At 39.3% G+C, this 19,284-nt stretch carries 13 protein-coding genes and 16 tRNA genes; 2 read left to right on the top strand and 27 right to left on the bottom strand.

The genetic code is table 11. From position 1 onward, the window contains the following. Positions 1-467 precede the first annotated feature (467 nt). From HT721_RS05935 to HT721_RS05885, 11 genes are all read right to left on the bottom strand, one after another. A complete protein-coding gene (locus HT721_RS05935) occupies positions 468-1,394 on the bottom strand; it encodes an ATP-binding cassette domain-containing protein (RefSeq protein ID WP_173229299.1) in 927 nt (308 codons plus the stop codon). 10 nt (positions 1,395-1,404) lie between these two features. Continuing rightward, positions 1,405-2,472 carry an ABC transporter ATP-binding protein gene (locus HT721_RS05930; protein WP_173229297.1) on the bottom strand — a complete coding sequence of 356 codons (1,068 nt, stop codon included), beginning with the start codon at positions 2,470-2,472 and terminating at the stop codon, positions 1,405-1,407. Positions 2,473-2,480: 8 nt separating this feature from the next. Beyond that, complete coding sequence (gene oppC / locus HT721_RS05925) at positions 2,481-3,407, bottom strand: oligopeptide ABC transporter permease OppC (protein ID WP_000103703.1); 927 nt, start codon at positions 3,405-3,407, stop codon at positions 2,481-2,483. Next, positions 3,407-4,903, bottom strand: coding sequence for an ABC transporter permease (locus HT721_RS05920; RefSeq protein WP_000759899.1), 1,497 nt, complete (start codon positions 4,901-4,903; stop codon positions 3,407-3,409). Before HT721_RS05920 ends, oppC begins: the two co-directional genes overlap by 1 nt. Positions 4,904-4,969: 66 nt before the next feature. Further along, complete coding sequence (locus HT721_RS05915) at positions 4,970-6,958, bottom strand: peptide ABC transporter substrate-binding protein (RefSeq protein ID WP_173229293.1); 1,989 nt, start codon at positions 6,956-6,958, stop codon at positions 4,970-4,972. Between the two features lie 694 nt (positions 6,959-7,652). Next, positions 7,653-8,846 carry an O-antigen ligase gene (locus HT721_RS05910; RefSeq protein ID WP_173229291.1) on the bottom strand — a complete coding sequence of 398 codons (1,194 nt, stop codon included), beginning with the start codon at positions 8,844-8,846 and terminating at the stop codon, positions 7,653-7,655. 136 nt (positions 8,847-8,982) lie between these two features. Continuing rightward, a complete protein-coding gene (gene gtfA / locus HT721_RS05905; RefSeq protein WP_173229290.1) occupies positions 8,983-10,425 on the bottom strand; it encodes a sucrose phosphorylase in 1,443 nt (480 codons plus the stop codon). Between the two features lie 204 nt (positions 10,426-10,629). Beyond that, positions 10,630-11,463: a carbohydrate ABC transporter permease gene (locus HT721_RS05900; RefSeq protein ID WP_075213618.1), complete on the bottom strand. Its 834-nt coding sequence runs from the start codon at positions 11,461-11,463 to the stop codon at positions 10,630-10,632. Between the two features lie 13 nt (positions 11,464-11,476). Continuing rightward, positions 11,477-12,343 carry a sugar ABC transporter permease gene (locus HT721_RS05895; protein WP_162498863.1) on the bottom strand — a complete coding sequence of 289 codons (867 nt, stop codon included), beginning with the start codon at positions 12,341-12,343 and terminating at the stop codon, positions 11,477-11,479. Between the two features lie 11 nt (positions 12,344-12,354). Next, positions 12,355-13,614, bottom strand: coding sequence for an extracellular solute-binding protein (locus HT721_RS05890; protein WP_173213169.1), 1,260 nt, complete (start codon positions 13,612-13,614; stop codon positions 12,355-12,357). A gap of 34 nt (positions 13,615-13,648) precedes the next feature. Next, positions 13,649-15,811, bottom strand: a complete 2,163-nt coding sequence (locus tag HT721_RS05885; RefSeq protein WP_173213170.1) for an alpha-galactosidase — start codon at positions 15,809-15,811, stop codon at positions 13,649-13,651. Between the two features lie 107 nt (positions 15,812-15,918). Between HT721_RS05885 and HT721_RS05880 the strand changes: the two genes are divergently transcribed. Together HT721_RS05880 and birA are read left to right on the top strand one after the other, a co-directional pair. Then, entirely contained in the window at positions 15,919-16,779 is an 861-nt protein-coding gene (locus HT721_RS05880) for an AraC family ligand binding domain-containing protein (RefSeq protein WP_173213172.1), read from the top strand. Next, entirely contained in the window at positions 16,776-17,711 is a 936-nt protein-coding gene (gene birA, locus HT721_RS05875; protein WP_173213174.1) for a bifunctional biotin--[acetyl-CoA-carboxylase] ligase/biotin operon repressor BirA, read from the top strand. The genes HT721_RS05880 and birA overlap by 4 nt, the downstream gene beginning before the upstream one ends. Before the next feature lie 125 nt (positions 17,712-17,836). On the opposite strand, the gene HT721_RS05870 is transcribed toward birA, so the two are convergent. The 16 genes from HT721_RS05870 to HT721_RS05795 all read right to left on the bottom strand — a co-directional run bounded on the left by HT721_RS05870 (position 17,837) and on the right by HT721_RS05795 (position 19,262). Next, positions 17,837-17,924 (bottom strand) — tRNA-Ser (locus HT721_RS05870). A gap of 6 nt (positions 17,925-17,930) precedes the next feature. Next, positions 17,931-18,004: transfer RNA gene (locus HT721_RS05865), tRNA-Ile, on the bottom strand. A gap of 35 nt (positions 18,005-18,039) precedes the next feature. Then, positions 18,040-18,110, bottom strand: a tRNA-Gly gene (locus HT721_RS05860). A 20-nt stretch (positions 18,111-18,130) separates the two neighbouring features. Continuing rightward, a tRNA-Phe gene (locus HT721_RS05855) sits at positions 18,131-18,203 on the bottom strand. A 3-nt stretch (positions 18,204-18,206) separates the two neighbouring features. Beyond that, positions 18,207-18,280, bottom strand: a tRNA-Met gene (locus tag HT721_RS05850). Positions 18,281-18,289: 9 nt separating this feature from the next. Next, positions 18,290-18,379, bottom strand: a tRNA-Ser gene (locus HT721_RS05845). Between the two features lie 10 nt (positions 18,380-18,389). Beyond that, positions 18,390-18,463 (bottom strand) — tRNA-Ile (locus tag HT721_RS05840). A gap of 13 nt (positions 18,464-18,476) precedes the next feature. Continuing rightward, positions 18,477-18,550 (bottom strand) — tRNA-Met (locus HT721_RS05835). Between the two features lie 5 nt (positions 18,551-18,555). Continuing rightward, positions 18,556-18,629 (bottom strand) — tRNA-Pro (locus HT721_RS05830). A 15-nt stretch (positions 18,630-18,644) separates the two neighbouring features. Continuing rightward, positions 18,645-18,718 (bottom strand) — tRNA-Arg (locus HT721_RS05825). A gap of 9 nt (positions 18,719-18,727) precedes the next feature. Then, positions 18,728-18,813: transfer RNA gene (locus HT721_RS05820), tRNA-Leu, on the bottom strand. A 7-nt stretch (positions 18,814-18,820) separates the two neighbouring features. Next, a tRNA-Gly gene (locus tag HT721_RS05815) sits at positions 18,821-18,892 on the bottom strand. Between the two features lie 22 nt (positions 18,893-18,914). Further along, positions 18,915-18,987, bottom strand: a tRNA-Thr gene (locus tag HT721_RS05810). 18 nt (positions 18,988-19,005) lie between these two features. Then, positions 19,006-19,087: transfer RNA gene (locus tag HT721_RS05805), tRNA-Leu, on the bottom strand. A gap of 5 nt (positions 19,088-19,092) precedes the next feature. Then, a tRNA-Lys gene (locus HT721_RS05800) sits at positions 19,093-19,165 on the bottom strand. Between the two features lie 24 nt (positions 19,166-19,189). Continuing rightward, positions 19,190-19,262, bottom strand: a tRNA-Asp gene (locus HT721_RS05795). Positions 19,263-19,284: the final 22 nt, after the last annotated feature.

Here is a 19,284-nt window from a genome sequence, read left to right as displayed (position 1 = left end):
CGACGTTGACGTGGTTTGAATTTGATTTTCGAAGAGTATAAAACAAAAAACCGCCTAGATAATACCTAAACGGATGCTTGAAAAAATCTAACAAGTTATAACTTTGCTAGTCCATTTAGATATTCATCTATATGGACCACAATCAAAAATCTTAGCCACATAGATACAAACAAATTGCTTGAACTGTTTGCATCCATGGTGACATGTCTACAAACACTATCTAAAGTAGCTAAAGTAAAAGTTTTGATTCATCGTTACAGCTTGTTTCTTATTCATTTCTTTTTCTGCTTTCTTTTTTGATGTTTCCTATCTTACCACCTTTTTCATTAGCTGTCAAGAATATTTCAGAATTTTTTAAAATTTTTCGAAAATTCTTTCAGGATATTTGCAAAGTATTTTCAAATCAGCCCAACAAAAAAAGGTTTATAATTTCCATAAAAGTTGACATGGAAATTATAAAACCATTATTAGTTTAACCCTTGTTGGTAACGCGCCAATTCGGCTTGGTTAGCCCAAACATAGTGACCTGGACGGATTTCAACCATAGAAGGTTTGTCAGTATCATAGTCGTGTTGACTTGGATCGTAAACCTTCAAGACCTTCTTACGTTCCAAGATTGGATCTGGGATTGGTACCGCTGAAAGCAAAGCCTGAGTATATGGGTGAATTGGATTGTTAAACAATTCTTCTGTTTCTGCAACCTCTACAATAACACCCTTGTAAATAACCGCGATACGATCTGAAATAAAACGAACAACCGACAAGTCATGAGCGATAAAGAGATAGGTCAAACCAAGTTCTTTTTGGAATTTTTTGAGCAAGTTCAAGACTTGGGCACGAACAGAAACGTCCAAGGCTGAAATGGGCTCATCCGCAATAACAAAGTCTGGTTGCATGACCAAGGCACGGGCAATACCGATACGTTGACGTTGACCACCTGAAAACTCATGAGGGTAACGAGTCAAGTGCTCAGCAAGCAGCCCCACTTCACGGATAATATTTTTAACTTTCTCTTTACGTTCTTCTTCATCTTTGAACAGATGATGATTGTAAAGACCTTCAGAAATAATATAATCAACAGTCGCACGTTCATTCAAACTTGCCGCAGGGTCTTGGAAAATCATCTGGATACGACGAATCAATTCTGCAGCTTGTTCACGCGATTTCTTACCATTAATCTTTTGACCTTCAAAAATGATATCTCCATTGCTTGTATCATTTAGACCGATTATCGCACGACCAATAGTTGTTTTCCCACTACCGGACTCACCTACAAGCGAGAAAGTTTCTCCCTTGTTGATAAAGAAGTTAGCATTTTTAACCGCGACAAACTTCTTACTTCCTTCACCGAAGGAAATTTCTAAATCTTTGATTTCTACTAATTTTTCAGACATTTCCTTCCTCCTAGTCTTCCAGATGGGTAAATCCCATTTTTTCACGGATCTTATCGTGGAGATTTGCAATCACAGCTGGTTTTTCTACTTTTGGAGCATCCTCATGAAGAAGCCAAGTTTTAGCCCAATGTGTCTCTGATACTGAGAATTGAGGAGCTTTTTGTTCGAAGTCAATCTGCATTGCATAGTCTGAACGCAAGGCAAAGGCATCCCCTTTCAGGTCAGTATAAAGTGACGGAGGTGTTCCTGGAATTGAGTAAAGATCTCCTTTATCATCAGCAAGCTGAGGCAAGCTAGACAAGAGACTCCATGTATATGGATGGCGAGGGTCATAGAAGACTTCCTCAACAGTTCCATACTCAACGATTTCTCCTGCATACATAACTGCTACCTTATCTGCAATACTTGCTACCACACCAAGGTCGTGGGTGATAAAGATTGTTGTGAAATGGTATTCGTTTTGTAAAGATTTCAGCAAATCAATAATCTGTGCTTGGATAGTCACATCCAAGGCTGTTGTTGGCTCATCACAGATCAAAACATCAGGTCGGCAGGCAAGGGCAATAGCAATTACGATACGTTGACGCATCCCTCCAGAATATTGGAATGGGTATTCATCAAAACGTCTATCTGCATCTGGAATCCCAACCTTATTCATGTAGTCAATGGCCAATTCTTTTGCTTCTTTAGCTGTTTTTCCTTGGTGTTTTACAATAACTTCTGTAATCTGACTACCAATTGTTTTAATTGGGTCCAAACTAGTCATTGGATCTTGGAAGATAGTCGCAATCTTAGCACCACGAATTTGTTCCCAATCCTTGTGAGAAGACAAGGCTGTCAAATCCTGACCACGGTAGTCAATGCTACCTTGGGCAATGCGACCATTTTCTTCAAGCATACCTGTGAAAGTTTTTGTCAAAACAGATTTTCCTGATCCTGACTCACCTACCAAGGCTAATACTTCTCCTTCAACCAGTTCAAGGGAAACGCCGCGAATGGCTGTCAATACTTTGTCACGAACGTCAAATTCCACGACAATATCGCGAGCAGTCAAAATTACATTTTTTTCTTTTGTCATTTCTACTCCTATCTATGTGTACGTGGATCACTAGCATCCGCTAAGTTTTGACCAACTACGAAAAGGGACAAGGATACCAAAACAAGGGTTGTCAATGGAATCCAGAACAAGTAAGCATTGGTTGTTACGTTTTGTGAATAATCTGAAATCAAACGACCCAAACTTGGCACTGTAATTGGTAATCCAAGACCGAAGAAAGACAAGAAGGCTTCGTATGAGATAAAGCTTGGAAGCATTTGTGTCATCGTTGTCACAATAACAGATACCAATTGAGGCATGATGTTTTTAGCAACAATCTTCAAGGTTGGTGTTCCCAAAGTACGTGACGCCAAGTTGTATTCCAAATCACGATAACGCAAGATTTGCACACGGATCATGAAGGCAATTCCAATCCATGTTGTCACACTCATGGCAAAAATCAGATTCCAGAATCCAGCTCCGATTGAGTAAGTCAAGACAATGACAATCAAAAGAGATGGGATGTTTGAGATGACATTATAAACTTCCATCATCACGCGGTCAACTGATTTTGAAATTCCCCAAATACCACCGACAAAAACACCGATAACCAAGTTAATCACTGTCGCAATCACAGAAATGAGGATAGAGTTACGAGCTCCGAACCAGACACCGTCAAAGAGCGATTTACCGTTACTGTCTGTACCGAACCAATGCTCAGCATTTGGCTTGATATAACGAGCACTAAAGTCGTTTACCTTGCTGACATCATTGAAATCAAACTTAGAAAACATTGGGTAGATGAAACTCATCAAAATGATAGCTACCAAGATTCCCAACATAACTACAGTTGATTTTTTCTTCATAAATTGTCTAAACACTGACTTCCAGTAAGAATATGCTGGCGCATCAATAGTTTCAGAGGCAAAATCGTCACGTTTTACAAACTGAAATTTTTCTTTATCGATTGTAGACATTATTTGCCTCCTTTCTCAGTCAATTTAATACGTGGGTCAATAATCGTCATCCAAATATCTCCCAAAAGAAGTGAGAAGATAGAAATACATGTAAAGATGAAGACAAGACCTACGACCATAGAGTTATTAGATGCTTTTACAGAGTCAATCAACATTTTACCCATACCTGGGAAGGCGAAGACTGTTTCAGTAAGGGTTGCACCACCGATAACCCCGATAACAGCACCAGGAATTCCTGAAACCAGCGGAACCATGGCATTTTTAAAGATGTGTTTGTTTGAAATTTCTTTTTCAGACAAACCTTTTGCACGAGCGAAACGAACAAAGTCTTGAGATTGCAAGTCAATCATGTAACGACGAATCCAAATGGCTGTACCAGGAGCACCCAACAAACCAAGGATGACTGCTGGTAAAACATAAGAACGCCAATCTCCAGCCCCTAAGATAGGGAATGAATCTGGTAAACCAATTGAGGAACCAATCAATCGAACAATATAAACAAGGGCGATTGTTGGAAGTGCCATCAAGAAGGTCAAAGCCCCTGTTGAGAAGCTATCGATCCAAGTGTTCTTGAAACGAGCCATGGCTGAACCAAGTGGCACGGCAATCGCATAAGAAATCACCAAACCAATCAAACCAGCAATAGCAGAGCTGACAATCATAGATGGATATTGGTAATTACTTTCAGTCGCTGTATAAGGATCATCTTTCCCATAGCTAGCTACTTCACGAGAATCAGCCTGGCTAGGTGACTTGTAGGTTCTTGAGTAAATATTTACAGAAGACGTTTTCTTACCTGTTGGGAACTGAACTTGGGCAGTTTTGGTTTGTCCTTGACCTTGAGTAATAACCTGAAGAACTGGTGTATTAGCATAGGTTGGATAAGAGTCACCTAAATTGATATTCACAAAATTTTGATGCACAAATGGGAACTGACTGTTGAAGTACAAGAGATATTTATGTTTAGTACCCGAACCGACCAATGACCATCCGATAGCTGGATCATTTTCGAAACGAAGGTAGCGTTTCAAGTCTGGATTTTCAGGGTCTTGAATTTTATTTGTATGGTCAATGTCAATCAAGTTAGCATAGAAGTGAAAAACACGTTCAAAAATTGGAATTTCACGAGTAGCATAAAATTGACCACTTTCAGTAAATTCTCCCAAAGTCCAACCATGACCTAATTGATTGATGTACTTTTCATAAATAGCTTTATTGGTCGCATTTGCCTCTACTGTTACAGAAGAATCCATGCTACTTGCCTTTTCTTGCAACTCCTTAGTATCGTAATACTCAATGTAGCCCATACGCTCAAACACAGTATTTTCATAGTTATCACGTTTATCAGCCGTTGTCGCAATTTTATTATAGTTAGGGTCCTGCTTGAAAATCAATTTTCGAGGAACCAAGGTATAGATAATCGTGTAGGTCAAAGTCGTTACTAAGAAAATCGAAACCAATGACCGCAAAACACGCATAAAAATATATTTTTTCATATTATTTCCTTTAAAAATCCCAAAAGAACCTTCTCCTCATGGAGAGAAAGTTCTATTAGAAATTATTTACTTCACATGACTTGCCAATTCTTTTTGAGCTTTCTCATTTGATTCAGCTTTTTCTTTCAACCATTTTTCACGAGCTTTTTCATACTCTTCTTTGGTGATTGCTTTTTCACCAACTTCAGTGTACTTCAAGTATCCTGAATTTTCACCTTTAAGACCAGATTCAGAATATGATGAGCTAAATGGTAGAACTTTTGAAACATATGAAACGGCTGTTTCTTTAGGAGAAGCCATTACTGGAATTGTCAAAGCATTGTCAGTCAACCAAGCTTGTGCTACCGCGTATTTTTCATAACGTTTTTGAACGTCTTGGTTCTCGCTATTTGCGTCATCAAGTAATTTTCCATAGTCAGCTAAAGCAAGTTTGCTTACTACTGATGCATCAGTGTTTTGGTCAATACCAAGGTAAAGGCGAGTGTTTCCTCCCTTGATGACAAACTGATCCAAGAAAGTAGAAGGATCTTGATAGTCAGGGTTCCATCCTAGCAAGGTGTGGATATCCCAATCTTGCTCTTTAGCTGTTGGAGCACTAAATGAAATTGGTAAAGCTTCTGCTTGAGTCATTTGTTGTAAGTCTACAACAACATTATCTGAACCCAATACTTTTTCAATTGATTGTTTCAATGATTGAACACGGTTTACAACCGCTGTTGATTCTTGGATAACCAAGGCATCCAAGTGGATTGGGAATTCAACACCTTCAGCTTGTAGGCTTGATTTAGCTTTAGCAAATGCTTCTTTCGCTTTTTCTTCATTGTAAAGTCCATTTTGAGAATCTGCTAGAGATACGTTTGACCAAGTGGAAGAATTTGTCTTAGCCAAGCTATCTTGTACCAATTCACCAAATGTTTTCTTACCAACTTGAAGATTATATGGTGCAAATGTATTACGGATGGCTACTGCCGCTCCATCAGTACCATTTGTTTGAGCTGAATAAGAACTGCGATCGACCGCAAAGTTCAAGGCTTGACGGAACTCCTTATTTAGCAAAGCTTTTTGAGTAGATGTCTTTTGGGCATCACTTGTCTTAGCAGTGTGGTTATAAGTTGTACGGCCATAGTTCAAGCTGACAGTTGCAACACCAGCACCTGGTTCGTTAAAGTAAATGTTATCTTTGAAGTCAGCTGCATATTTTTCATATGTAGAACTTGTAGGGAAGATACGGGCTTTGCTATATTGACCATCAGAAAAACCTTTGGCAATTACATCTTGATCCTTACCGTCCCAGAAAGTGAACTTAACGTTCTCAATTTTTACATTTTCTTTATCCCAGTATGCATCATTTTTAGCCATCTCGATAGATGATTTAGGGGTTACAGCTTTCAAGACAAATGGACCGTTATAAAGAATAGAGTTTGCATCTGTTGGGGCACCAAAACCTTCCCCTTTTGAAGCTAAGAATTCTTCATTAACTGGCATCAAAACACCACTAGTTGTCTTATCGTTCCAGAAAGTTTCTGGCTGGTTCAAAGTATATTCTAGTGTTTGGTCATCAAGTGCTTTTACTCCAACAGTTGAAAAATCGCTTGTTTCACCCTTGATGTATGCTTCTAATCCTTTAATAGAAGAGCTAACGATTGAAAGTCCTTTTGATTTTCCATCTACGGCATGTTTCAAACCAGTGACGAAATCTTTAGCAGTGACAGGAGCATACTCTTCTCCCTCTGCAGTTACCCATTTAGCATCCTTACGGATTTTATAGGTATAAGTCAAACCATCTTTTGAAACTGTCCATGATTCAGCAATAGAAGGAACCAGATTACCATATTTATCGTTAGCCAACAAACCATCTACAGCATTTGTTGTGATGAAAGATGTTGAATCAATATTGCTGACAATATAATCCAAAGTTTCTGGATCTGTTTGATAAACATATTGGTAATCTTTTGCTAGTTTCGCATTATTTGAACTAGTGTTTGAACACGCAGCTAGAACTCCTGACGCTAATAAGGTAGCTCCTGCTACAGCAAGCACTTGACTTTTTTTCATTTCTTCACTCCTCGTAATAAAGTATAGGTTATTACCAATTATACCATAGATTTTAAGATGTTTCAAGAAAAATAAACGAATTTTCAGAATATTTAGGCTTATTAACACAAATTTTTCATTTTTTCTGAATATATGATTCAAATTATCGTTCGAAGTATCAAAGGCTACAGCTAAAATAGGAAATTTGACGCAGAAACTTTGGAGCTTAGGAAGACCTATAGTAAAATGAAATACAGACTGAACAATGTGATTTTGGAATTCAAATTAAATTATAACAATATTGTAGAAGTATCATTCTAGTATTCAAGATTCCGTTTACTATATCTTTTTCACACCAACCTTATTCCAAATTTAATTACTTTCGTGATTTACACATATAGATTAAGACTATCTTTTATACTTTAAAATTTCTCGCTACCTTATCCACTATATACGCCTTTCTATCACGTTCCTGTTCGTAGTGCCACGATTTCGCTATCCCTTCCTCTGACAATTCTTATTTCCTGCGTCAGACTTAAAACGATCTATCCCCAGACCATTTTAATCCACTACCTCACGATAGTCAGGCTTGGGGAGAGCTATTGTATTCACCGGTAGTGGATCCCTACAGAGGACTTACACCTCAGATACACGACATGCCCAGTGTATATAAAAAATCTCCCACCAAAGGTAGAAGATTTCAATCTTATAAAACTTAATCCGTCATGTCCGATACCAAAGTTCGATGCTCCAATGGAATACTGCACATAACTAACAAGAAAATGAAACCTGACTGAATCCAGAAGAGGGCCAAGTCAAAGATTCCGTGTACAGCAACCACTGTAAGGAAAGATAGATAAAGACCGATAATCGGACGTTTCCCCGACTCCTGACTCATATCCATCATCAAGCGAACAGGAGCAACAGAAGACAAAACTAATAAAATGGTCCCCACAATTCCGTAACTCAGAATCGTATCAATATAAAGACTGTGGGCATGTTCATGATAAGGAGCATGTATCCGAGGATAAGAGTGCATATAGGTCAATGGTCCTTCACCCCAAAAAGGATTTTGCTTAAACAAGGCCATCCCAGCATCCCAGATAGAAATGCGTTCTTCCATAGAAGAGTCTAAAGTACCCATTCGAACTCCCAAATCACTAGAAAAGAGGAAGCTCAAGCCAATCGCAAAGACCCCAATACTAAGCCAAAAGGCCTTCCAGTTTTTAATGGTCGTAAAGAGATAAATAATTGCTCCAGCGATAATAGCAGGAAAGGCAGTTCGATTTTGAGTAAAGTTCAATCCAAAGAGATTCACAAAGCCTGCAAACACACAGAATACTTTCAACCAATTCAACTTGGTCGTTGTAAACAGATAGAAGGCAATCATGATACAGAAACAACAAATAATTCCATAATAATTAGGATTAAAGAAGGTTACTTCTGCACGATTCTGATGCCATACCTGCATATTTGGTGAAAGAAAAGCATAGTTGAATTTCCTCACAATTTGGAAATGCTCTAAACTCGCAAAAACAGCTGACAAGACGCTACCAAACAAGACGAGCTGCAAAATCAATCGAAAGAATTTATGTGATAAAATCGACTGATAGTGCAAAAAGAAAATAGTAAATAGAAAAATTCCTACTGAAGCTACAACTCCCATCCAATTTTGTGCAAAAATGGATATTACAGTACTATAGCCAAGAAAAAGAAGCAGCATCGGATGCTCCCCCATTTTCTGAAGAATACTTTTCATGTCTCCTGTAAAAATCAAACTGATAATATATAAACAGAATACAACTACAAAAAGATAAAAGGGTAAAAAGATACTTAGGATAATTCCCAATAAAATCAGCTCTTTACTAGACAACCCTATCAGCTTTTCAATAAAGCCTATTGATTTCAAAATGAATCCTTTCTCTCCAAATCAGCTGATTCAGATAATAGTAAGCTATCCTATATTGTACCACTTTTTTAGCAATTTGAAAACAAGGGAAACGTTTACTAAAATAAAAACCTATTTTATCAACCATATCAAGGCTTCAAAATCTTACTTCAACTCCATTCTCAATTATCCGATAAGTCTGACTTTGCAAATCAATTTCTGCTACTGCTGTTACGGACTTATCTTTATTTTGACGTTTGACTACAATGCTGTGGGCTGTTGGTGTTTCAACGTCAATAGTTCCTTCTAAATCAAATGCCTCTGAACGATTACGGAAAGAAAATAGATTGAGAAGGGCCTTCACTACAGGACGTTGGACTTCTTCTGCTATTTCCTCATTGCTATAGTAATGACGATTAATATTTCGACCTTCTTTAGTTTCTTCTAACAATTTCAAGTCATTCTTGCCTGCTAATAGACCAACATAGTAAATCTGAGGAATACCTGGGGCAAAAGCTTGAATTAGACGAGCGAGAAAATACTTGACATCATCGTCTCCAAGCGCAGAATAGTAGGTTGAATTGATTTGGTAGATATCTAAATTGTTATACTCGGCACTAGAGTACTTACGTTTGACATTCGCTCCAACCTTATAGAGTTCATTTGAAGCATAGTCAATTTCCTCATCAGTCAGGATATCCTTGACATCTACTACTCCAATCCCATCATGGGTATCTAGCGTCGTAAATTGCTTCATCGGGCTCATCTTTAACCACTTAGCCAAGCGCTCTGTTCTGGAACTGTAAAGAGTATAAAGGGTTACCATTGGAAGAGCAAAATCATAAACATAGTAATCGTGATCCGCTATTTTAAACTGAATCGAATAATGTTCATGAATCTCAGGTAAGAGCTCTGTCCCATACTCAGCAGCGATGTCTCGAACTTTGTCCAATAAATCCCAAATATCTGGTTCCACAAAGAAATCATTAGTATCCAATTTCTTCACTGCATAAGCAAAGGCATCTAGACGAATCAAATCACAGCCATTACTTGCCAAGTGCTGAATGGTCTTACGGATAAATTCCATCGTTACTTCTTTGGTCACATCAAGATCAATCTGCTCCTCACCAAAGGTATTCCACAAATGTTCTACTGAACCATCTGCGAAAACGATCTCTTGCTTTGGTGCACGATCCTTACGCTTGTAAATTAAATCTACATCAGACTGTGTCGGACGATTTTCCGGCCAAAACTTATCCCAGTTTAGAAAGAGATCTTTAAATTCACTTGCTTCATGTTTTTCTTGATAATCCTTATAATACTTGGATTGACGAGAAATATGATTAATCATAAAGTCAAACATAAGATAATATTTCTCACCTAAACGCTTAACATCCTCCCAATCACCAAAAGCTGAATCCACTTCGTCATAGTCAACTGGCGCAAATCCACGATCACCTGTTGATGGGAAAAATGGTAGAAGGTGAACTCCCCCAATAGCATCACCAAAATGCTCTTCCAAATTCTCATATAAGTCTTTAAGATTATTTCCCAAACTATCTGAATAGGTAATCAACATGGTTTTATTCTGAATTGGCATCATTACTCTCCTTTTTCTAATTGAAGCCAAGTCTCATTGACTTGGCTTCGTAAATCAAATTCATTTTAAATCTCTATTTATCATCAAACTCGTACTAATATAGACTGTGATAAACTAAGTACTACTTTCTTGTCTTCTACATAGAATTATCAACAAGCTGAACCCTTCCTCTGTGTCAGAGACTATAGATTCCATGAGTTCTTCTTACTTCACTGCTCCGTTGCTCATTCCTGCGATGATATGGCGTTGGAAGAAGAGATAGACAATGGTGATACTGATAATGCCGACAACGTATGAGGCAAAGCTTGGTCCGTAGTCGTTGAAATATTGGCCTGCGTAGTTGTATTGGAACAAAGGCAGAGTCCACATTTTGGAATCCCGGTTCAAGACAAGGAGTGGCAACATGAAGTCATTCCAGAACCAAAGGGCATTGATGATCATGGTTGTCGCATGCATCGGTTTCATCATTGGGAAGATGATGCGGAAATAGGTTGTAAATTTATTAGCCCCATCGATCTCTGCTGCTTCATCCAGACTTTCTGGGATCGAGATTTTGATATAGCCAACATAGAGAAAGAGGGTCTGTGGAATCGCATAGGTCAAGTAGAGCAAGATCAAACCAAAGGTATTAGCCAAACCGAGTTTACTCATCATAACCGTAATCGGAATCATGATGACTTGGAAAGGTACGAAGATTCCGAGGATTAAGAGGGTATACATGATGGTAAAGGCTTTTCTTTTACTCATATTGCGAGCGATGGAGTAGGCTGCCATAGGAATAAAGATCATTACTGCAAGTAAAGACAAGACAGTGATGACGACAGAGTTCCAATAATAGCCTCCGATCCCATCAGCTAAGAGACGGCTAAAGTTGTCCCATGTGAAGTTGGTTGGAAAGCCAAAGAAATTATCTACAATATCCTTAGTGGGTTTGAAGGAACTAAAGAGGGTAGCAAGGAGCGGCACTAAAATCAGAACCGATCCTAGAATCAATAGAATGTATTTGCCAATCAGGTCTTTTCTTTCATCTTGTTTCATCATGCTTCTCCTCTTAAATTTCAAATTTCTTAGATACTCTCAATTGGATGATCGAAATCACTACAATTAAGAAGAACAAGATTACGGCAATGGCATTGGCATAACCGAATTGGTTGTTTTTAAAGGCATAGTTATAAACCAAAAGCCCAAGTGAGGTTGTGGCATTGTTTGGACCACCACCGGTCATGGCAAAGACTTGGTCAAAAGCAGTCAGCCCACCTTTTAGGGATAGGATAAAGACCATAGAGACACTTGGTAGCAAGTAAGGCAATTCAATGTTCCAGAAAACTTGCTTGCTAGTCGCGCCATCAATCCTTGCTGCCTCTGTAATCTCAGTTGGAATAGATTGCAAACCAGCTAGAAAGATGATGATGGGCATAGCCACCCCTTGCCAAAGAAGGACAAAGACAGCCGCAAAGATCGCTCCCCACTTAGTCCCTAAAAGACTGGTTTGGAGAAATTCAATATGAAGGGCATGCCCAATCGCTGGAAGACCATAGTTGAAGACTTGCTTGAAGATCAAAGCCACTGTCAAACCAGACAAAACAGCTGGGAAGAAGAACCAAGCACGGAAGAAGGTTTGGCCTTTAATTTTAGAGTTCAAGACACGCGCAATGAAGATCCCGAGTGCAATCTCACCAACCACCATGGCAATCGTAATGATTGCGGTAAAGCCAATCGCATTCATGAATTTTGGATCCATGAAGAGGAGCTTAAAGTTGTTTAAGCCGACAAATTTGTAGTTATAAGTCAATCCTGTCCAGTTGGTAAAACTGTAAAAGGCTCCTTGAAACATCGGCACATAGAAGAAAATTGCTTGTAACAAGAGAGGGATGACCACAAAAGCCCATGCCCAATATTTTTGTAATACTTTTTTCATAGTCTCTACTCCTAATCCACATCCGCTTTCATCGGGTTAAAGAAGGCATTCAAATCATTGACCATGCCTTGTTTATCACCGGTCAAGACATAGTTCATAGTCAAGGTATGGAAGTCTGATTCACTGGTCCAGTATTGTTGCAACCAGACCAAGTGACGATCCGTAAAGGCATATTCGGTCATACCAGCAAGCGGTGAATCTTCTCCTGCTTGTTTGACCCCTTCAATCGCTGTTGGAGATCCGTCCACATCGTAGTATTTTTGCATGACTTCTGGACGGGTCATATATTCCACAAAGGCATTGGCTTCTTTTGGATGTTTGGTGGTGGCTGAGATAGACCATGCCAAGTCTCCCGCACCAACGGTTAAGCTTTGTCCTTTTTCTTTTCCTGGAATCATGAAGGTCCCAATCTTAAAGTTCGGTTTTTGTTCATTAATCGCTGTGATCGCCCAAGACCCATTTGGTGTCATGAGGACATCCCCACGTGCGAAGGCTCCGATAACATCGGTATAGCCAGCACCTTCCCAGTTCTTTTGCTTAGAGCCATTGATGCGAAGGATGTCCATGACCTTGATGTCATCTTTCATAATCGAATCCGACAATTTAATGGCATTTGGTTGAGAATAACGAAGGTATTGATTGGCTTCTTTTCCTCCACCTGTGGCTGTCGCAAAGGCTAATTGATTGTAACCATTGAGTGTCCAAGCATCTGCACCTGCAATTCCAAATGGTGTTTGTCCTTTAGTAACGATGTCTTTGACTAACTGTTCAAATTCATCCCAGGTTTCAGGAACCTTCAAGCCCAGCTCTTCGAATTTATCTTTGTTGTAGTAAATTCCATAAGCATTAGCTGTAAAAGGAACGTTGTAAACTTTTTCGTTTACAGCATATTTTTCAGCGTAGCCATTTTTCACGCGTTTCAGGTAGTCTTTGTTGCTCAAATCTTCAAAGACACCTGCTTTTGCCCATTCTTGCAGTTCGATGGACTGTGGGTAAATATTGACCACATCAGGCACATCTCCTGCGAGAACACGTGTCTTCAATACTTCACCAGCATTTGGTACATTGACGACTTTGACCTTGATCTTAGGGTTTTCCTTCTCAAAATCACGAGCGATTTCTTCCAAGGTTTTGGTCATTTCTTTTTTCTGGTTGAAATACTCGATGGTCACTGTGCCATCCGCAGATTTACCATAGTTGGAGCAAGCGCCGAGCCCAAACAAAGCTAAACCTGTAATTGCAAGAAGTCCGATTTTCTTATACCATTTCATTGGAAAGCCTCCTTTATAAATTTATACACTTTTATTATAGTCTTCTGAAAATATACTGTTTACTCAAAAAATCTCCCTGGGATAAGATAACAGTTAAGCCCGCATACATGAGTTCTGCACCTGAGTAAACTACTCCATTTTCCTGTAATTCATACAGTCCCTCTTCATCCAAATCTTTTAATTTTAAAGTTGTTTCCATGGCCTCTACAACTGACAAAACGCGAACGTAGGTTACAATCGTTTGATTTTTGTAATTAAATTGTACAGCTGCTTCATTGGATGCAGACTCGGGATTAATTAACCTATACTGTTGTCCTAACTGAACTACTGGTCGTAATTCTTTATACAAGTTCACCTGATTAGCAATCTCAGCTTTCTCTTCATCTGATAAACTTGTCAAATCAAGCTCATATCCCAGATTTCCCATCATTGCTACATGACCACGTGTTTCTAATGGTGTCGTTCGTCCCATCTGATGATTCGGTACTGCTGAAACATGAGCCCCCATAGAAATGGTTGGATAGAGATAGGATGAACCGTATTGAATTGGTAAACGTGCAATGGCATCAGTATTATCACTAGCCCAGACTTGTGGGAAATAGCGCATCATACCAAGATCATTTCGTCCACCACCACCAGAGCAGGACTCAAAGAGAATATGGCTGTGCTTTTCTGTCAGATAAGAAACGAGTTCGTAAAGCCCCAACATGTACTGATGAGATTGCATCTGTGTTTCTAGATAAGTAAAGCCATTTCCTAGGTTAGTAATATTACGATTCATATCCCATTTAATGTAATCAATCTCATGATAAGATAGGAGTTGATCTAAGACATTTTTCAAGTATTCTACTACCTGAGGATTGGCAAGATTAAGTACTAATTGATTTCGAGAATAGGTATGGTCATATCCTGGAACCTGAATAGCCCAGTCAGGATGTTTACGATACAAATCGCTATCTACAGAAATCATTTCAGGTTCTAACCAAAGCCCAAACTGCAAACCTCTTTCATGGATAGCTGAAATCAGACTTTCTAGGCTTCCACCCAGTTTTTCCTCATTAACAACCCAATCACCTAAAGCCCGATTATCATCAAAGCGATTACCAAACCAACCATCATCTAATACAAAAAGTTCAATGCCAACTTTCTTAGCTTCATCTGCTAACTCTAACAGTTTTTCTCTCTGAAAGTCAAAGTAAGTAGCTTCCCAGTTATTGATTAGAATTGGGCGTTCTTTTTTAGAAAATTTACTTGGCATAATATGCTTCAGTACAAAATTCTGACTTTCATGACTAATACCAGTTAATCCCTTATCTGAATAGGTCATTAAAGCTACCGGTGTTTCAAAGTATTCCTCAGGGTCTAACTTCCAAGAAAAGTTTTCCGGATTAATCCCAATAGCCAGCCGAACTTCATTCAATTGATTCTTTTGAACAAAAGCTTTAAAGTTTCCACTATACATTAGTTGAATAGCAAACACATTCCCTGCATCCTCTGTAACTCCTTGATCACATAAGAAAAGAGCTGGTGTTTGAGCATGCCCAGAAGCTCCACGGTTCGAACTAATCGAAAAGATTCCTTGTTCTACCTGTTGACGTCTGACAGTCTTTTCACGAGCATAAGCTCCCTGAAGAGTTACGATTTCGTAAGCTGCAGCAGGAAAATCAGCCATAAAAGAAAAATCTTTATGAATGACAACTTCCTGGTTACTATTATTCTCTAATTTACTGTAGCTAGCAATTGTTGCATCATTTTCAAAAGCTGTATAATACAAAGTCAGACTCAGTTGAGCCTTAGAATCCTCTAACATTAAGACAAGAGTCTCTGTATCGTCCATGCTATGTGGAGAAGGTAAGCTCTTTGGACCATTCTGACCTTTTAAAATCTTTGCTTCTACAAATCGAAAGTCTGTTACTTCAGTTACACTATGCTGAATCTGTATAGTTGGTTTCCTAAAATCTCCTAAGCCATGTTGTCCAAAAATCTGTCTATGAGTATCTAAACTAAAGGTTCGATTAGTAGTCGTTGGATTTCCTGAAAAGGCATGGTCTCGTTCATAAACACTATTGGAACCTTTATAGTTCTTAATAGTCTTTCCTAAATGTTTCAATAGTAAGTACCCATCACGATTTTCAATAATCAAACTTAGATTTTTACTCTCAACATAAAATAGATTATTCTCTATCCTAACTCCCATTTACTTCACCTCATCACTTTATTGATTCTATTTTATCATCTGAAATCGCTTTCCAAAATAGAAAAATGTCTCAAGAATATGGTAAAATGTTAGGTAGGAGGTGGCACATGCTAGTTTTTTCAGAATACCAGACTGGAACAATCGACCTTTCCCTAAGCTTTTATGGATATGAGGAATGCACACCTAATTACTCTTTTGGTCCAGCCATTCGTGATACATACGTTCTACATTACATTAGTAAAGGACAAGGAACATTCCATTACAAGGGTAAAATTGTTGATTTAAAAGAAGGAGATTTCTTTCTATTAAAACCAGATGAACTAACCTTTTATCAAGCTGATAGTGAAAATCCTTGGGCCTACTACTGGTTAGGAATCACTGGAGGAAAAGCTCCTGACTATTTTGCTCTTTCTCAAATTTCTGACCAATCCTATCTCATCCAATCTGAAACTTGTCATACCCAGACTACTGCAAAACTCATCTCAGACATTGTCCGCTTCGCTCAGATTACAAAATCCAATGAATTAGCTCAACTCCATATCATGGGACAACTCCATGAACTGATGTTTCATCTGGGAACTATTGCTCCCAATCAGAAAAAAAAGAATATTTCATCAACCTACCAACTCTATCTTGAATGCAAACGATTAATTGATAGCCACTATCCTCAATCACTTACAATTCAAGATTTAGCAAAAGAACTATCCGTTCACAGAAGTTACTTATCAAGCGTATTCAAAGAATTTAACACCTTATCCCCCAAAGAATACCTACTCTACGTTCGAATGCACCGAGCTAAACAACTTCTCGAAAATACCCAAGAATCCATCAAGGTAATTGCATACTCGGTAGGTTTTTCAGATCCACTCCATTTTTCGAAAGCTTATAAACAATACTTTAATCAGACTCCAAGTCATACAAGAAAAGAATACTCTCAATACCAACTAGTGAGAAAGGAAACACTATGAAATCCTACCAAGCCGTCTACCAAATTCTAACTAAAGAAACCGATTATATCAGCGGAGAAAAAATCGCAGAAGAACTATCCCTCAGTCGAACATCAATTTGGAAAGCCATCAAGCGGCTAGAACAAGAAGGCATTGAAATTGATAGTATCAAAAACAAAGGATATCAACTGATGAATGGTGACCTTATTCTTCCAGAGATTCTAGAAGAAAATCTTCCAATTAAAGTCAGCTTTAAACCCGAAACAAAATCAACACAACTAGATGCAAAAGAAGCAATTGATTTAGGCCATGAAGCAAATACCCTCTATCTAGCTTCCTATCAAACAGCAGGCCGAGGCCGTTTTCAACGTTCCTTCTACTCTCCTCAAGGTGGCATTTATATGACACTACATCTTAAACCAAATCTCCCCTACGACAAATTACCATCCTACACACTACTTGTAGCAGGAGCTATCTACAAAGCCATTAAGAACCTAACTTTAATAGATGTCGACATAAAATGGGTCAATGATATCTACCTCAAAAATCATAAAATTGGAGGAATCCTTACTGAGGCAATAACGTCTGTAGAAACAAGCCTAGTCACAGATATCATTATTGGAGTAGGTATCAATTTCACTATTAAAGACTTCCCTCAGGAATTAAAAGAAAAAGCTACTAGCTTATTTAAAACTACAGCTCCTATAACAAGGAATGAATTGATCATAGAAATCTGGCGTGCTTTCTTCGAAACACCAGCAGAGGAGTTATTATACCTATATAAAAAACAGTCATTCGTTCTAGGAAAAGAAGTTACTTTCACACTAGATCAAAAAGACTACAAGGGACTTGCTAAAGACATCTCTGAAAGTGGTAAACTTTTAGTTCAATGTGATAACGGAAAAAAAATCTGGCTCAATAGCGGAGAAATTTCTCTCAATAGTTGGAAGTAAAATAACACAATTATAATATAAACGATATAAAAATAACTTCAGATTAGTAATTCAATTAAGTTTTACAGATCTGAAGTTTTATTGTCTCTAAAAGTAAAAAAGAGAGTTACAAACTCTCATTAAAACGGAGAATAAGGGATTCGAACCCTTGCGCCAGTTACCCGACCTAACGATTTAGCAAACCGTCCTCTTCAGCCTCTTGAGTAATTCTCCAATTAATGGGCACGAGTGGACTCGAACCACCGACCTCACGCTTATCAGGCGTGCGCTCTAACCACCTGAGCTACGCGCCCAAGTTAAAAAACTTGGTAATTTGAACAAAGTTCAAAGCGGGTGACGAGAATCGAACTCGCGACAACAGCTTGGAAGGCTGTAGTTTTACCACTAAACTACACCCGCATACATACTATAAGTAAAAATGGCGCGAGACGGAATCGAACCGCCGACACATGGAGCTTCAATCCATTGCTCTACCAACTGAGCTACCGAGCCTTATTGCGGGAGCAGGATTTGAACCTACGACCTTCGGGTTATGAGCCCGACGAGCTACCGAGCTGCTCCATCCCGCGTTAATAAAAAGGAGGATGTGGGATTCGAACCCACGCACGCTTTTACACGCCTGACGGTTTTCAAGACCGTTCCCTTCAGCCGGACTTGGGTAATCCTCCAATATTCAAATGGACCTTGTAGGACTTGAACCTACGACCACTCGGTTATGAGCCGAGAGCTCTAACCAGCTGAGCTAAAGGTCCGACAAGATCATTATAGCGGCGAAGGGGATCGAACCCCCGACCTCCCGGGTATGAACCGGACGCTCTAGCCAGCTGAGCTACACCGCCATGTATCGGGAAGACAGGATTCGAACCTGCGACACCTTGGTCCCAAACCAAGTACTCTACCAAGCTGAGCTACTTCCCGAGTTAAAAAGAAAAATGCACCCTAGAGGAGTCGAACCTCTAACCGCCTGATTCGTAGTCAGGTACTCTATCCAGTTGAGCTAAGGGTGCTCCATATTATGCCGAGGACCGGAATCGAACCGGTACGATCGTTACCAATCGCAGGATTTTAAGTCCTGTGCGTCTGCCAGTTCCGCCACCCCGGCCTCTCTAAGCGAACGACGGGATTCGAACCCGCGACCCCCACCTTGGCAAGGTGGTGTTCTACCACTGAACTACGTTCGCACTGTTTTCTTCTATCTAAAAATGCCGGCTACATGACTTGAACACGCGACCCTCTGATTACAAATCAGATGCTCTACCAACTGAGCTAAGCCGGCTCATTTATTATATCTTAATGCGGGTTAAGGGACTTGAACCCCCACGCCGTTAAGCGCCAGATCCTAAATCTGGTGCGTCTGCCAATTCCGCCAAACCCGCATATATGACCCGTACTGGGCTCGAACCAGTGACCCATTGATTAAAAGTCAATTGCTCTACCAACTGAGCTAACGAGTCTAAAATAACTTGCGTTACCTTAAACGGTCCCGACGGGAATCGAACCCGCGATCTTCGCCGTGACAGGGCGACGTGATAACCGCTACACTACGGGACCTTTGGGAGTTAACGGGATCGAA

This window comes from Streptococcus sp. 4094, from assembly GCF_013277125.1.
Lineage (GTDB): Bacteria > Bacillota > Bacilli > Lactobacillales > Streptococcaceae > Streptococcus.
Note: the sequence above shows the minus strand (reverse complement) of the source record. Positions and strands in the feature narration are given on the sequence as shown.